Origin of the sequence: Streptomyces collinus (genome assembly GCF_031348265.1) — a bacterium.
Classification (GTDB): Bacteria; Actinomycetota; Actinomycetes; order Streptomycetales; family Streptomycetaceae; genus Streptomyces; species Streptomyces collinus.
Genome location: NZ_CP133771.1, coordinates 2,551,407 through 2,564,825, shown reverse-complemented (window position 1 = coordinate 2,564,825; position 13,419 = coordinate 2,551,407). Strand labels below are relative to the sequence as shown.

Sequence of the window (13,419 nt, the reverse complement as noted above, 5' to 3'; positions counted from 1 at the left end):
GCACGGAACGGCCCTCCCCGCTTGTGGCGGGAAGGGCCGTTCGCCGTCTGGTGACCGGCGTGCCGTCAGGCCGCAGTCACGGCCTGTTCGGTCTCCGCCACCGGCTTGCGGTGACGTCCGCGCGGAGCCGTCTCGCCGTCCTGCGTGGAGACCTCTCCACGGTGCCGGCCGGGGCCGGTGGAGGACTGCTGGACGTCGGCATTGCGCGGCTGGTTCGTGCTGGCGTCACTCATCGGATGGAATTCACCCCGTCAACATGATCTTTTTTACAGCCGGGTGAGTCTAACCGGCCCTCCTGACCTCGGATCCAGGCAGCCACGCCAACCGGCACTAGTTCGTTACAAGGCGTCCCAACGGCGCTTCCTGAAGGGGCACAGGGCGTGGAGCGGAGGGCGCCGGAGGCTCGGCGGGCTGAGCCGATGCTTCCGCGGACTGTGCGGAGTGTTCCGCGGGCGGGGCCGCCGATTCGGGCTCCGGAAGCGGTGCCGTCGCCACCCCGGACTCCGGTACGGCGGCCGGCGGCGGACTCACCCGCGCCACCCCGCACGGCACGGCCTGCGTCGCGTACGGCAGCCGCAGCACCCCCTCCGGCGTCCACAGGCCCGTACCCGCCAGCCACCCCTCGGGCGCCCGGAGATGGTGCACCCGCCGCTCGGCGGGCCGCCAGACCCCCACCCAGCTGCCCCGCGGCCCGTCCACCCGCAGCGCCACCGCGCAGCTCTCCGGCGTCAGCACCTGCCCCGGCTGGATCGCGAACGGCGTGACGGAGCAGTCCCGCACCCGCAGGCACTCCGGGAAGCGCACCGGCAGTGTGCTGCCGAGGACGCCCCAGCCCAGCCGGGCCTGCCCCGGTGAGGGCGCGTCCGAGCGGACGATCAGCAGCCCGCTGTCGTGGTCGGCGAGCAGCAGCCGGTCGTCGCTCTCCGCGGCGATCTGGAGCAGCGGCGACACCTCGCCGCACTCCAGGTCCACCACGACGGTCTTGACGCGGCCCCTGGCCTCCTGGTCCAGCGCCAGCAGCCGCGCCGTCCGGTCCAGCCAGACCCCGCCCGAGCAGCGGCCCGGCAGCTCGGCCAGCCGTTCGGGCCCGAAGGCGCCGCCCGCCACCAGCCACACCGAGGTCGTACGCGGCCCGACGGCGAGGGCGTAGGCCCGCTCGCCGCCCGGGGCGGGCGGCAGCAGCCGCAGCCGGGCGGTCTCGTCCCGGCACTGGACCCCGCCCAGGGGCAGCTCGCCGGTGCCGGGCCCGGTCGGGTACAGCAGCGCGAAGGCGTGCCGCCCGGCCACCACGCGGTGGATGAGGACCCGGCCGTCGCCCATCGGCTGCACCTCGGTGCCGGGCTCCTCCGGCTGGTTGCGCGGCAGGGGCACCGCGTACGGCTCATGGCCGTCCAGGGTCCAGCGCTCCGGGAACCAGGAGTCGCCGGCCGACGCGAGACGCGCGCCGTAGGCGCCGTCCGCGGTGAGCGTGCAGCCTGCGGGCCGGGACCACCTCTCGTCCTCGTCCGCGTCGTCGTGTCGCACCGAAGGCTCGATCGCACAGACCGTCATCGTTCGGTCACCTCCAGTGACGAACGTAGTTTTCGCACACGGGCGGCGAATTCCACTGCCGCGGACTTCACACATAAGGGTGTTCCAGGAACGATTCGCCTGAGGGAAGGGGGGCAATTGTGCTGAGCGGGGCCAGGGGTGCCGGGAGCGGGCGGTGGCGGTGCAACGCCACAGATCAGGCGGGTAGCCTTGCTCCCGTGCCCCGTCTGTCTGAAGTCATCGCCGCGCTGGAGACCCTGTGGCCCGCCGAGCGGGCCGAGTCCTGGGACGCGGTCGGCACCGTCGCGGGCGACCCGGACCAGGAGGTCACGCGCGTCCTGTTCGCCGTCGACCCGGTCCAGGAGATCGTCGACGAGGCGGTGAAACTGGGCGCCGACCTGCTCGTCACCCACCACCCGCTCTACCTGCGCGGCACGACGACGGTCGCGGCGACGCACTTCAAGGGCCGTGTCGTCCACACCCTCATCAAGAACGACATCGCGCTGCACGTCGCCCATACCAACGCCGACACCGCCGACCCGGGTGTCTCCGACGCCCTCGCCGGCGCGCTGGACCTACGCGTCACCGGGCCGCTCGTGCCCGACCCCACCGACCCCGAGGGCCGCCGCGGCCTCGGCCGGCTCTGCGCGCTGGACCACCCGCTGACCGTCCGAGAGTTCGCCGCCCGCGCCGCCGAGCGGCTGCCCGCCACCGCGCAGGGCATCCGCGTCGCCGGCGACCCCGAGGCACCCGTACGCACGGTCGCCGTCAGCGGCGGCTCCGGCGACAGCCTCTTCGACCACGTACGCGCGGCCGGCGTCGACGCCTTCCTCACCGCAGACCTGCGCCACCACCCGGTGTCGGAGGCCCGCGCCCACAGCCCCCTCGCGCTGCTCGACGCGGCGCACTGGGCCACCGAGTGGCCCTGGTGCGAGCTGGCCGCGAGCCAGCTCGACGAGATCTCGGACCGGCACGGATGGGACCTGCGCGTCCACGTCTCGAAGACGGTCACCGACCCCTGGACCGCGCACGCGGCCTCCGCCACTTCCGATCCCCTTGGAGCCCCGAACTGAACGCCGCGCCCGCCGACCAGATCCGACTCCTCGACGTCCAGGACCTCGACGTCCGCCTCCAGCAGCTCGCGCACAAGCGCAAGTCGCTGCCCGAGCACGCCGAGATCGAGTCGCTGACCAAGGACCACACCCAGCTGCGCGACCTGCTCGTGGCCGCGCAGACCGAGGAGAGCGACACCGCCCGCGAGCAGACCAAGGCCGAGCAGGACGTGGACCAGGTGCGCCAGCGCGCCGCCCGCGACCAGCAGCGCCTCGACTCGGGTGCCGTCACCTCCCCCAAGGACCTGGAGAACCTCCAGCGCGAGATCACCTCCCTCGCCAAGCGGCAGGGCGATCTGGAGGACGTGGTGCTGGAGGTCATGGAGCGCCGCGAGTCCGCCCAGGAGCGGGTCGCGGAGCTGACCGAGCGCGTCACCTCCGTCCAGTCGAAGATCGACGACGCGACCGCGCGCCGCGACGCGGCCTTCGAGCAGATCGACGGCGAGGTCGCCACGGTCACCAAGGAGCGCGAGGTCGTCGCCGGTTCGATCCCCGAAGACCTGCTGAAGCTCTACGACAAGCTGCGCGGGCAGCAGGGCGGCGTCGGCGCGGCGAAGCTGTACGCGCGCAGCTGCCAGGGCTGCCGGCAGGAGCTCGCCATCACCGAGCTGGCCGAGATCCGCAAGGCGGCGCCCGACACGGTCGTCCGCTGCGAGAACTGCCGCCGCATCCTGGTGCGCACGTCCGAGTCCGGTCTCTAGGCCTTCAGGGAGCCCTTCCGGTGCGGGAGTTCATCGTCGAGGCCGACGGCGGCTCACGGGGCAACCCGGGGCCGGCCGGCTACGGGGCCGTGGTCAGCGACGCGGCGACGGGGGAGACCCTGCGGGAGACCGCCGAGTACATCGGCGTCGCCACGAACAACGTCGCCGAGTACCGCGGCCTCCTCGCCGGCCTGCTCGCCGCCCGGGAACTGGACCCTGACGCGACGGTCCACGTCCGGATGGACTCCAAGCTCGTCATCGAGCAGATGTCGGGCCGCTGGAAGATCAAGCACCCCGACATGAAGCCACTGGCGACGCAGGCGTCCCGGGTCTTCCCGCCCGGGCAGGTCACGTACGAGTGGATGCCGAGGGCGCAGAACAAGCACGCGGACCGGCTGGCCAACGAGGCGATGGATGCCGGGGCCAGGGGCGAGCGGTGGTCGGAGCCGGCGTCGACGGCGGAGCTGGATGCGGCTGCCGGGGGTGCCGGGGGCACTTGGGGTGCCGGGCGCGCCGAGGCCGCCGCGTCCCACGGCCCGCCCGGTGACGCGGTGGCGGGTGCGGCACGGGTGCGCGGGGCTCTGGCGGCGGGCCGTGCCGCCGCCGCGCCGACCGGCCCGGGGGCGGACGCCGCGCCTCCTCACGCCCCTGAGGCGGCCGGCCCGTCGGGCGGAGGCGACGCGGCACGAACCGCCGCGTCGCAGGCTGAAGCGGACGCGGAGACCGGCAGGCCCGGGGCTGCCGTCCGCCCGGCGGAGGCTGCCGCCGATGCGCGTGCCGCGCAGGCCGTCGCGCAGGGCGGCATCGCGAGGGCCCAGGCCGATGTCCGTGCTGCGAAGGCCGGGTCTGCCGCCGGTGGTCACGCCGTGACGGCGGACGCCCCTGCCGCGGGGGCCGTCGCGGGTGGCGGTGCCGCCAAGGCTGACGCCGACGCCCGCGCGGTCAAGGCTGAGGGCCCGGCCGACGCCCGCGCGGTCAAGGCTGAGGGCCCGGCCGACGGCGGTGCGGTCCAGGCCGAGGGCCCCGCCGATGCCCGTGCGGTCAAGGCCGAGGGCCCCGCCGACGGCCCTGCCGTGACGGCGGACTCCTCTGCCGCCGAAGCCGCCTCCGACGCCCGCGTCGCGAAGGCCGGGGCACTCGCCGAGAACGCCGACGCCGACTCCCGGGCCGCCCAGGCCGTCGCCACGCCCGGCTGGGCTCCCGCCGACATGGGTGCCCCCGCCACCTTCGTCCTGCTCCGGCACGGCGAGACGCCGTTGACGCCCCAGAAGCGGTTCTCCGGCAGTGGCGGAACCGACCCCTCCCTGTCCGGCACCGGCCGTGAGCAGGCCGAGCGGGCCGCCGCGATGCTGGCCCGGCGGGGCACCATTCAGGCGGTCGTGTCGTCGCCGCTCGCCCGGACGCGGGAGACCGCCGGGATCGTCGCCGCCCGGCTCGGGCTCGACGTCGGCATCGACGACGGGCTGCGCGAGACCGACTTCGGCGCCTGGGAGGGGCTCACCTTCGCCGAGGTGCGCGAGCGCCACCCCGACGACCTGAACGCCTGGCTGGCCTCCCCGGACGCCGAACCCACCGGCGGCGGCGAGAGCTTCGCGGCGACGGCCACCCGGCTCGCCGCCACCCGCGACAGGCTGGTCGCGGCCCACGCGGGCCGAACGGTCCTGCTCGTCACGCACGTGACCCCGATCAAGACGCTCGTCCGGCTCGCCCTGGGCGCCCCGCCGGAGTCCCTGTTCCGCATGGAACTGTCGGCCGCGTCCCTGTCGGTCGTCGCGTACTACGCGGACGGCAATGCCAGCGTCCGCCTCCTCAACGACACGTCCCACCTGCGCTGAGCGCGGAGGCCGCACGGGCCAGCGTCTCGACACGGCCCCAGTCCTGGGCGGCGACGGCATCCTGCGGCAGCATCCAGCTCCCGCCCACACAGCCCACGTTGGGCAGGGTCAGATAGTCCGGGGCGGAGTCCGGGCCGATCCCGCCCGTCGGGCAGAACCGCGCCTGCGGCAACGGACCCGACAGCGATCTCAGATACGCCGTACCGCCCGCGGCCTGCGCCGGGAAGAACTTCATCTCCCGCACCCCGCGCTCCAGCAGCGCCACGACCTCGGACGCGGTCGACACCCCCGGCAGGAACGGCACCCCGGACGCCCGCATCGCCTCCAGCAGGACGTCCGTCCAGCCGGGACTGACCAGGAAGCGGGAGCCCGCGGCCACCGCCTCCGCGACCTGCCCGGGACGGATCACCGTCCCGGCCCCGACCACCGCCCCGGGCACCTCCCGGGCGATCTCCCGGATCGCCTCCAGAGCCGCGGGCGTCCGCAACGTCACCTCGATCGCGGGCAGCCCGCCCGCGACCAGCGCCCGCGCCAGCGGTACGGCGTCGCCGACGTCCTCGATGACGACGACGGGGACGACGGGCGCGAGGTCCAGCACGGAAGCGGGCAGGGGAGGGGAGGCCATGGCGTCATCCTGCCGTCGACATGCAGGCTGCGCAAAGGTCATTGCGTAGGGTGCAACGCGCGTTAGTGCACCTCGTCCACCAGCACGTCCAGCGACCACGCCTGCCCCGCCTTCGCGGGCGCCTGCGCCTCCACGACGTACCCGAGATCCTTGAGCGTCTCCACCAGCTCGGCCGGGCCCTTCGGGTCGGCCCCGGCGGTCAGCAGACTGCGCACGATCCGCCCCTTCGTCGCCTTGTTGAAGTGGCTGACCACCTTCCGCGTCGGCGCGTGCAGCACCCGCACGGACGCCGTACGCCCGGCGACCTCACCCTTCGGCTTCCAGGCGGCTGCGTACGCGGCGGACCGCAGATCCAGCACCAGCCCGCTCCCGGCCACCTCCGGCAGCACCGACGCCATCGGCGTCCGCCAGTGCGCGCCCAGCGCCCCGAGCCCCGGCAGCTTCACGCCCATCGAGCACCGGTAGGACGGAATCCGGTCCGTCACCCGCACGGCACCCCACAACCCGGAGAACACGAGCAGTGACCGCGCGGCCCTGCGCTTGGCGGCCGGGTCGAGGGAGGCCAGGCCGAGGGAGTCGTAGAGCACGCCGGTGTAGATCTCCCCGGCCGGCCGGGCGCCCGCGGTCCGCAGCTCCGCGTTCTTCGCGACCTCGCCCCGCAGCCCCTCGCTCAGCCCCAGCACCTCACGTGCCTTGTCCTCGTCACCCGCGCACAACTCGACCAGCTCGGTGAGGACGGCCTCCCTGGCTCCGGAGAGCCCCGGCAGCGACAGCGACTCCGGCTTCAGCGGCGCACCACGACCGGACGATGCCTTTCCTTCGGACGGCGGCAGCAGGACAAGCACGCGTACTCCTTCGATCGAACTCCGCCGACAGCGTACGGGGGTGTACGGGGAGCTCAGACGCGCGCCCGGCCGAGGGCACGCACGAGCCCGTCGGCGTCGTCGGCGTGGAAACGGACGACCCGCACCTCGCGGCGCCGACCGAGGAAGGTGACGTGCGTGACGGGCTCCGTCAGTTCGAGCGTCACGGTGGTCTGCGAGCCGACCTCGACGTTCAGCTCGCCGTCGGCCCGCTCGTGGGTCATCCGCAGCTCACGCCGCACGGAGGCGATCCGCTCCAGCGGCACGCACAGGTCGACATGGACGCACCGCCGTATCCGCAACGAGCCGCGCTCCACATGCAGCACATGCGGACGTACGACGGACGAGGCGTGCAGCGCGACGACGAACACGATCGTGTACACGTCCAGGAAGAGAACCGCCGCGTGCACGGCCGGCCAGTCGCGCAGCAGCACGGACAGCGCGACCGTCTCGACCAGGCACACGAACGCGAACCCGGCCGTCATCGCCCCCTGCCCGCCCGCGTACCCGAAGGCCCGGCCCCCGCCCGTCCCGTGCGTACGCCGCGCCACCCACAGGGCGAGACTCACGAGCAACCGCACCTCGTGCCGCACCAGCAGCCCTCCGACCCTCATCGCCGCTCCTCGGTGAGGATCCGCAGTGCACGGCGGATGACCTCTGCCTGGGCCGGGGAGAGATCGTCGTAGAACGCGCGCAGGAAACCGTTGTCCTGGTCGAGCTCCCCGGCCTCCGGGAACAGCCCCGGCGGGATGCAGCCGGCGAGTGCCCGGGCCGCCTCGTCGACGCGCGGGTCATCGGGGCCGGCACCGGCCAGCGCGTCGAGCAGCGCGTAGGCCTCGCCGGCCCGCGCCACGGCCCCCGGGCTCCCCAGCGCCTCCCCGATCGAGGACACCATCTGCTCCCGGGCCTCCGCCGGGACGGCGGTCTCCAGGAACGCGATGATCTCGCGGTCCTTGGCGGCCATGGGCGAGTCCGACAGATGCGCGGTCCCGGCGAACAGCGCGGCCAGCTCGGGCGACACGGGCCCCTCGGCGGGCACCCCGCCCTCCGCGTCCAGCAGCGACCGCAACCGCGCCCGCCGCTCCCGGAGCGCCTCCTCCTGCCGCGCCAGATCCTCGTCCAGCTCGGTCAGCACCTCGACGAGATCCTTCCCGGCGTCGTCCGCGAGCACGTCCCGCACCTCCGCGAGCCCCAGCCCCAGCTCGGTCATCCGCCGGATCCGCGCCAGCACGACGGCATGCCGCAACCCGTACTCCCGGTACCCGTTGGCCCGCCGCTCGGGCTCGGGCAACAGCCCCAGATGGTGGTAGTGCCGCACGGCCCGCGTGGTGACGCCGACGACCGCGGCGAGTTCTCCGATCCGCATGCCACCAGTGAAGACGTTGACGTTGCGGCAGGGTCAAGCGAGCCGTCCGGCCTTCTGACGGGGGCCGTGATCGTGTGCCACGATCGAGGGAACGGTTCCCGATCTCACGGCGGGTGGTTCGGCGATGTCCCAGTCTGGCGGGCGACAGAAGGAGGGGCGTGACATGACTGCCATGGCCCACGAGCCGCTCTCGCAGGAAGACGTCCTGCTGGAGGGCTTCCTCGCCCTGGACACCCCAGAGGGTTTCCGGGCAGAGCTGATCGAGGGGGAGATCGTTGTGACGCCGCCGCCGGACGGGGATCACGAGAAGTACATCAGCCGGATCGTGAGGCAAGTGATCAGGCGCTCCCAGACCGACATGGACTTCTCCGGGAACAAAGGGCTGAAGCTGAGGAGCGGGGGTGCCTGCCCCAAGAATCACCTGGTTCCGGACGTCACCTTCGGGCCCATCGAGCGCGACTTGTTCGGCGGAGCCGACTCCTGGATGCCCTGCGACGGCGTCGCCATGGTGATGGAGGTGACCTCCACCAAGCCGCAGGCCGACCGCGAGGCCAAACGCCGCTGCTACGCCCGCGCGGGCATCCCGCTCTATCTGCTCTTGGACCGGGACACCGCTCAGGTCACGGTGTTCAGCGAGCCCAAGGACGACGACTACCGCGAGCACTGCGCCCGCCCCTTCGGCAAGTCCGTCACGCTTCCCGAACCGTTCGCCTTCGACCTGGACACGGCCGACCTCCTCTGATCCCCTGTGGGGCGGGGGTGGGCCACATGGGGATACGAGAACAGGCCAGCTGGACCAGGGCACGCCTGGGCCGGTCCGGCCCGCCCCTGGACCTCCTCACCGCCCACTTCGACAGCCACGTCTACGCGCCCCACGCCCACGACGAATTCACCATCGGTGTCACGGTCGGCGGCTCGGAGGTCATCGCGTACCGGGGCGGTCACATCCACTCCTACCCCGGCTCGATCGTCGTCCTGGAGCCCGGCGAGATGCACACCGGCGGCCCGGCCGCCTGCGACGGCTACGCCTACCAGGCCCTCTACGCCGAACCGGCCCTGCTCACCGACGGCACCCTCGGCGGCCTCCCGCACTTCCGCGACCCCGTCCTCCACGACCCGGAGCTGGCGGCGGCCCTGCGCGCCGCCCACACCGACATCAGCGCCTGCCCCGACCCCCTGGAGGCCGAGTCCCGGCTGCCCTGGCTGCTCACGGCCCTGGCCCGCCGCCACTCCACGGCCCGGGCGACGAGCGACACCGTGGCCGGGGCCGACGGCATCGCCAGGACCGTACGCGACCGCCTGGCCGACGAGCTGCTGGACCCTCCCTCCCTGGCTCTGCTCGCCACGGACCTGGGCATGTCCCGCTACCAACTGCTCCGCGCCTTCCGCACGACGATGGGTGTGCCGCCGTACGCCTGGCTCGCCCAGCACCGGGTGGCCAGGGCCCGCGGCCTCCTGGAAGCCGGACTGCGCCCCGCCGAGGTCGCCGGCCTCGTCGGCTTCGCCGACCAGGCGCACCTCACCCGCTGGTTCCGCCGGGTGCTGGGGGTGACCCCGGCGGCGTACCGCAACAGCGTTCAAGACACCAGGGGGTGACACGGCCGAGACTCGTCGCATGACTGCACGCGGCTGGTTCCTGTTCTCCCTCATGGGAGTGATCTGGGGCGTCCCCTACCTGATGATCAAGGTGGCGGTGGACGAACTGTCCCCGTCCATGGTGGTGTTCGCACGCTGCGCCCTCGGCGCCGCTCTCCTGCTTCCCTTCGCCCTGCGCCAGGGCGGCTTCGGCCGTACCGTCCGGACCCACTGGAAGCCGATGCTGGCCTTCGCCGTCATCGAGATCATCGGCCCCTGGTGGACCCTGACCGACGCCGAACGCCACCTGTCCAGCTCCACCGCCGGACTCCTCATCGCGGGCGTGCCGATCGTCGCCCTCCTCCTGGCCCGCTTCTTCGGCGCGGGGGAGCGGGTTGGCACCCGCCGCATCGCGGGCCTGGCCCTCGGCCTCGCGGGCGTCACCGTCCTGACGCTGCCGCACCTCACCGGCGGCGACGCCCTGTCGATGGCCGAGGTGCTGGTGACGGTCGTCGGCTACGCCACGGCCCCGCTGATAGCAGCCCGGTACCTCAAGGACGTCCCGACCCTCCAGCTGATCACCCCGTGCCTCACGCTCGCCGCCGTCGTCTACGCCCCAGCGGCCTTCCTGACCAGGCCCGCCACCATGCCGTCGGGCGAGGTCCTGGCAGCCCTCGCCGGCCTGGGCGTCGTCTGCACCGCGATCGCGTTCGTGGCCTTCCTGGAGCTGATCAAGGAGGTCGGCCCGACCCGGGCCGGCGTGATCACCTACGTCAACCCGGCGGTGGCGGTCGCCGCGGGCGCGCTCTTCCTGGACGAGAAGCTGACCCTCGGCATCGGCGTCGCCTTCACCCTGATCCTGGCGGGCTCGGTACTGGCCACGGCGGCCGCGGCGCCGAAGCGGGGCATCCGCCGGGTACCATGGTCGACACGGCAGACGAGCCGGGCGGACGGCCGCGTGGAGTCCCCCTGACGGGGAGCTTCCCGAGGAACGTCCGGGCTCCACAGGGCAGGGTGGTGGCTAACGGCCACCCGGGGTGACCCGCGGGACAGTGCCACAGAAAGCAGACCGCCGGGGACCTCGGTCCTCGGTAAGGGTGAAACGGTGGTGTAAGAGACCACCAGTGCTTGAGGTGACTCAGGCAGCTAGGTAAACCCCACCCGGAGCAAGGTCAAAAGGGAGCACCTCGGTGCTCCTGCGCGGACGATCGAGGGCTGCCCGCCCGAGTCCGCGGGTAGACCGCACGAGGCCGGTGGCAACGCCGGCCCTAGATGGATGGCCGTCGCCCCGGCTCCCGCGAGGGAACCGGGGAACAGAACCCGGCGTACAGCCCGACTCGTCTGCCGCTAGCATCGGTGCGGGTGTCGGCTGCCTGTTGTCGGGGCATGTCCAGGTGGCGTCACCTTGGGCGGACGTGTTGTCGGTCGATGTGACACGCGACGGTGGCTGGACCTAGCCGCCCACGGCCCATCGCGCTCCTGCAACCACGGCCAACAGCAGAGCGGGGAATATCCACCACCACGGCATGGTCCTCCGCACCGAAGGCACCAGCCACAGCGCCGCCGCGGCTACGGCGGCGGCGATGGTGACGACGCACGACAGAACGATTCCGGCGTACGCGTCGTCGTCCCAGGTACCGGACGGAGTGATGGTCAATGCCGTCCAGCAGAAGTACGCGGCGATCAGGGTGAGCAGGATGAGGGGTACAGCGAGGACCACACGGAGGCAGCCGCGGTCGTCGTCCAGGTGGGAAGGGCTGGTCATCAGCGCAGTGCGTTCCTTGCCTCGTCCAGATTGTTCGCGAACCCACGCCCGTAGTCCTGGGCGTCGTCGGTCTCCCAGTACGGCCCGCCGTTGTAACGCGCGGCGAGTTCCTGGTACTGGGCTGGTGTCATCTCCTCGGCCGGCACAGCGGCGAACTCACTCTCCGCCTTGAGTTGGGCCAGGTACTCCGAAGCGATGAAGATGTTCTGCGCAGGATCCTGCAAGGCTGTTTCCACCGTGCCGCGCTGCTGATCGGTGAGGTGCTCGGGGTCGTAGCCGAGAACCTCGGCGCCACGTCGCACCTGGATGGCGATGGGGCCCATCGACGTGTTGTCCGGGTCACCGCCGAGGCGCCACGGCAGGCTCTCGGGAGCGATCGGGCTCAGGGGAGAGTCCGCCTGTTCGCGGATGGTGTCGGTCATGTCGTCCAGGATGCCGGGCTGTCCGCCGACCTCCTGCCACGCGATACCGGCGACCATGTCCGGTGGCAACCCCGAATTCCGTGCCGCGGCCTTGATGATCTCCTTGTTCGCCGCTATCCAGTCGGCCCGGTCCTGTGCGGTCGACGGCGGACTCCAGTAACTGTCCTCCGCACCAGGAAGGTTGGCGATCTGGAGGCGAATGTCTCGCAGGGTCGGGGACACGATGTCGTCGCCGGCGGTGGGGTAGTAGTCCCCCTTGGGACCGCTGCCGGGCAGCCGCATCAGCGGGTTCGTGCTCGCCTCGGCCGCCTCTCGCCGCAACTCCGCGATCGCCGAGACGACGTCGACACGTTGGATGAAACCCATCCGGAAGTCCGGCAGCAGGTCGTAGGCCTGCTTGAGCTCGTGCACGCAGATCTCCCGCGCCTCGTGCTCCGTGGTCTTCGCCAGGTGGAAGTCCCCACCGGCGGCATCGTGCAGCCGGTTCGCGTCGTCGCGGATGTCGTCGACATCCATGGTCAGCTCGGCGAAGAAGTCCATGACCCCGGTGGTGTCCCGCATGTCCTCCCACTGGCGCATCGGCTCCGCCTCCTGCGCCTCACGGGTGATCGCCGTGCCCTTGGTGTGGATCAGTTCCGCGAGGGACTGCTCGTTCGCCTTGCCGTTGGAGTAGTGGGCCTTGGCGACCTCCAGCGCGAACGCGTAGCTGCGCAGAGCGCCGGACGCTTTGGCATAGCCTTCCGCAAGCTGCGCGATCAGCTTGCGGGCCTCGGTGAGCCGGGCTTCGTAGTGCTGACTGCCTTCGCTCTTCCACTGGGTGTGCTTCTCGGCGCGCTCGGCGGAAGGGTCAACCGCCACGAGCATGTCGTGCAGGCGCTTGAACTCGTCCGCGTTCCGTTCGACGAGGGGTGGGTTGCAGTCTTCCAGGAACTCGACGTCCTTACGGTGGCTGATGCCGCTGCTCATCGCGCCTCCGGGGCGACGTACTGCCCGTACTTCAGAACGTCGTCGAGGAAGTGTTGAGCCGTGTCGTCATCGATCTTCACGAAGTCGCTGCCGGCCGTCCTCAGGCGAGTGGACAGCGCCGCGAACAGGGCGACCGCGTCCAGGTACTGGTCATCGGCGAAGCCCGCGAACCGTGCGACCTGCTTGGCCACGTCCGCGGGCACCCGGGGTGCGCGGGCCATGGTGGTCAGTTCGGCATCCGGCCGGCCCTCATGGAGAAAACCCGCGATCTCGATCAGCAGATTCGCGTTGCCATTGATCGACTGGGCCTTGGCGACCAGGGAGCCGGCAGCCGGGGAGACGGCACCGCCGCCGCCGCTGTCTGCCGGCAACTGATTGATCTGCACACCGGTTTGCTGACGTGCCAGGGCGTCGGCCTTCAGCTGGGCCCACTCCTCTTCGAAAGACAACCTGTTCCCCCTCCAAGTCCGTCACCTCGAACAGTCAATCGATCATGCCACTGGAGGGTGTCTACCGAAAGCTTGCCGCTTCCCGTGGGGGCCGGATCACACACTCTCTTGGCCAGTCGAGCACAACCAGGGCCGCTTTGAATCTGCGATCGCTCCCTGAGCAGGGCATTCCCTGCGCGCTCGCGGGCGATTGCCAGCACCTCGTCACCC

General features: G+C 72.0%; 14 protein-coding genes, 1 other RNA gene and 1 pseudogene. 7 read left to right on the top strand and 9 right to left on the bottom strand.

Going from position 1 to position 13,419, the window contains the following annotated elements; genetic code table 11:
* Window positions 1-65 precede the first annotated feature (65 nt).
* Window positions 66-233 (bottom strand): hypothetical protein, encoded by a 168-nt coding sequence (locus RFN52_RS11555; RefSeq protein WP_184845741.1) that lies wholly within the window; start codon window positions 231-233, stop codon window positions 66-68.
* 97 nt (window positions 234-330) lie between these two features.
* On the bottom strand, window positions 331-1,551 hold the full coding sequence (locus RFN52_RS11550) for a hypothetical protein (RefSeq protein WP_184845738.1): 1,221 nt from the start codon (window positions 1,549-1,551) through the stop codon (window positions 331-333).
* 197 nt (window positions 1,552-1,748) lie between these two features.
* Here RFN52_RS11550 and RFN52_RS11545 point away from each other — a divergent pair, with 197 nt between their 5' ends.
* From RFN52_RS11545 to RFN52_RS11530, 3 genes are read left to right on the top strand one after another with little or no spacing between them, the layout of a single operon-like run.
* Complete coding sequence (locus tag RFN52_RS11545; RefSeq protein WP_033306038.1) at window positions 1,749-2,603, top strand: Nif3-like dinuclear metal center hexameric protein; 855 nt, start codon at window positions 1,749-1,751, stop codon at window positions 2,601-2,603.
* Complete coding sequence (locus RFN52_RS11540; protein ID WP_184853853.1) at window positions 2,600-3,343, top strand: zinc ribbon domain-containing protein; 744 nt, start codon at window positions 2,600-2,602, stop codon at window positions 3,341-3,343. Before RFN52_RS11545 ends, RFN52_RS11540 begins: the two co-directional genes overlap by 4 nt.
* A 20-nt stretch (window positions 3,344-3,363) precedes the next feature.
* Window positions 3,364-5,178, top strand: a complete 1,815-nt coding sequence (locus RFN52_RS11530) for a bifunctional RNase H/acid phosphatase (RefSeq protein ID WP_184845736.1) — start codon at window positions 3,364-3,366, stop codon at window positions 5,176-5,178.
* On the opposite strand, the gene eda is transcribed toward RFN52_RS11530, so the two are convergent.
* The 4 genes from eda to RFN52_RS11510 all read right to left on the bottom strand — a co-directional run bounded on the left by eda (window position 5,153) and on the right by RFN52_RS11510 (window position 8,032).
* Window positions 5,153-5,803, bottom strand: coding sequence for a bifunctional 4-hydroxy-2-oxoglutarate aldolase/2-dehydro-3-deoxy-phosphogluconate aldolase (gene eda, locus RFN52_RS11525; RefSeq protein WP_184845734.1), 651 nt, complete (start codon window positions 5,801-5,803; stop codon window positions 5,153-5,155). The genes RFN52_RS11530 and eda overlap by 26 nt on opposite strands.
* A 62-nt stretch (window positions 5,804-5,865) precedes the next feature.
* Complete coding sequence (gene yaaA, locus RFN52_RS11520; protein ID WP_184845732.1) at window positions 5,866-6,648, bottom strand: peroxide stress protein YaaA; 783 nt, start codon at window positions 6,646-6,648, stop codon at window positions 5,866-5,868.
* 53 nt (window positions 6,649-6,701) lie between these two features.
* Window positions 6,702-7,280, bottom strand: coding sequence for a hypothetical protein (locus RFN52_RS11515; protein ID WP_184845730.1), 579 nt, complete (start codon window positions 7,278-7,280; stop codon window positions 6,702-6,704).
* A complete protein-coding gene (locus RFN52_RS11510; protein ID WP_184845728.1) occupies window positions 7,277-8,032 on the bottom strand; it encodes a MerR family transcriptional regulator in 756 nt (251 codons plus the stop codon). Before RFN52_RS11510 ends, RFN52_RS11515 begins: the two co-directional genes overlap by 4 nt.
* Before the next feature lie 163 nt (window positions 8,033-8,195).
* Here RFN52_RS11510 and RFN52_RS11505 point away from each other — a divergent pair, with 163 nt between their 5' ends.
* From RFN52_RS11505 to rnpB, 4 genes and pseudogenes are all read left to right on the top strand, one after another.
* Window positions 8,196-8,774: a Uma2 family endonuclease gene (locus RFN52_RS11505; protein WP_184845726.1), complete on the top strand. Its 579-nt coding sequence runs from the start codon at window positions 8,196-8,198 to the stop codon at window positions 8,772-8,774.
* A 26-nt stretch (window positions 8,775-8,800) separates the two neighbouring features.
* Complete coding sequence (locus RFN52_RS11500; protein ID WP_184845724.1) at window positions 8,801-9,628, top strand: AraC family transcriptional regulator; 828 nt, start codon at window positions 8,801-8,803, stop codon at window positions 9,626-9,628.
* A gap of 19 nt (window positions 9,629-9,647) precedes the next feature.
* Window positions 9,648-10,427: pseudogene (locus RFN52_RS40060) on the top strand (DMT family transporter); the annotation flags it as partial.
* 118 nt (window positions 10,428-10,545) lie between these two features.
* Window positions 10,546-10,951: RNase P RNA component class A (gene rnpB, locus RFN52_RS11495), an RNA gene on the top strand.
* A 109-nt stretch (window positions 10,952-11,060) separates the two neighbouring features.
* Here the strand turns inward: rnpB and RFN52_RS11490 are convergent.
* From RFN52_RS11490 to RFN52_RS11480, 3 genes are read right to left on the bottom strand one after another with little or no spacing between them, the layout of a single operon-like run.
* Window positions 11,061-11,372, bottom strand: coding sequence for a hypothetical protein (locus tag RFN52_RS11490; RefSeq protein ID WP_184845722.1), 312 nt, complete (start codon window positions 11,370-11,372; stop codon window positions 11,061-11,063).
* Entirely contained in the window at window positions 11,372-12,760 is a 1,389-nt protein-coding gene (locus RFN52_RS11485) for a hypothetical protein (RefSeq protein ID WP_184845720.1), read from the bottom strand. The genes RFN52_RS11490 and RFN52_RS11485 overlap by 1 nt, the downstream gene beginning before the upstream one ends.
* Window positions 12,757-13,209: a hypothetical protein gene (locus RFN52_RS11480; protein ID WP_311240934.1), complete on the bottom strand. Its 453-nt coding sequence runs from the start codon at window positions 13,207-13,209 to the stop codon at window positions 12,757-12,759. Before RFN52_RS11480 ends, RFN52_RS11485 begins: the two co-directional genes overlap by 4 nt.
* Between the last annotated feature and the right edge of the window lie 210 nt (window positions 13,210-13,419).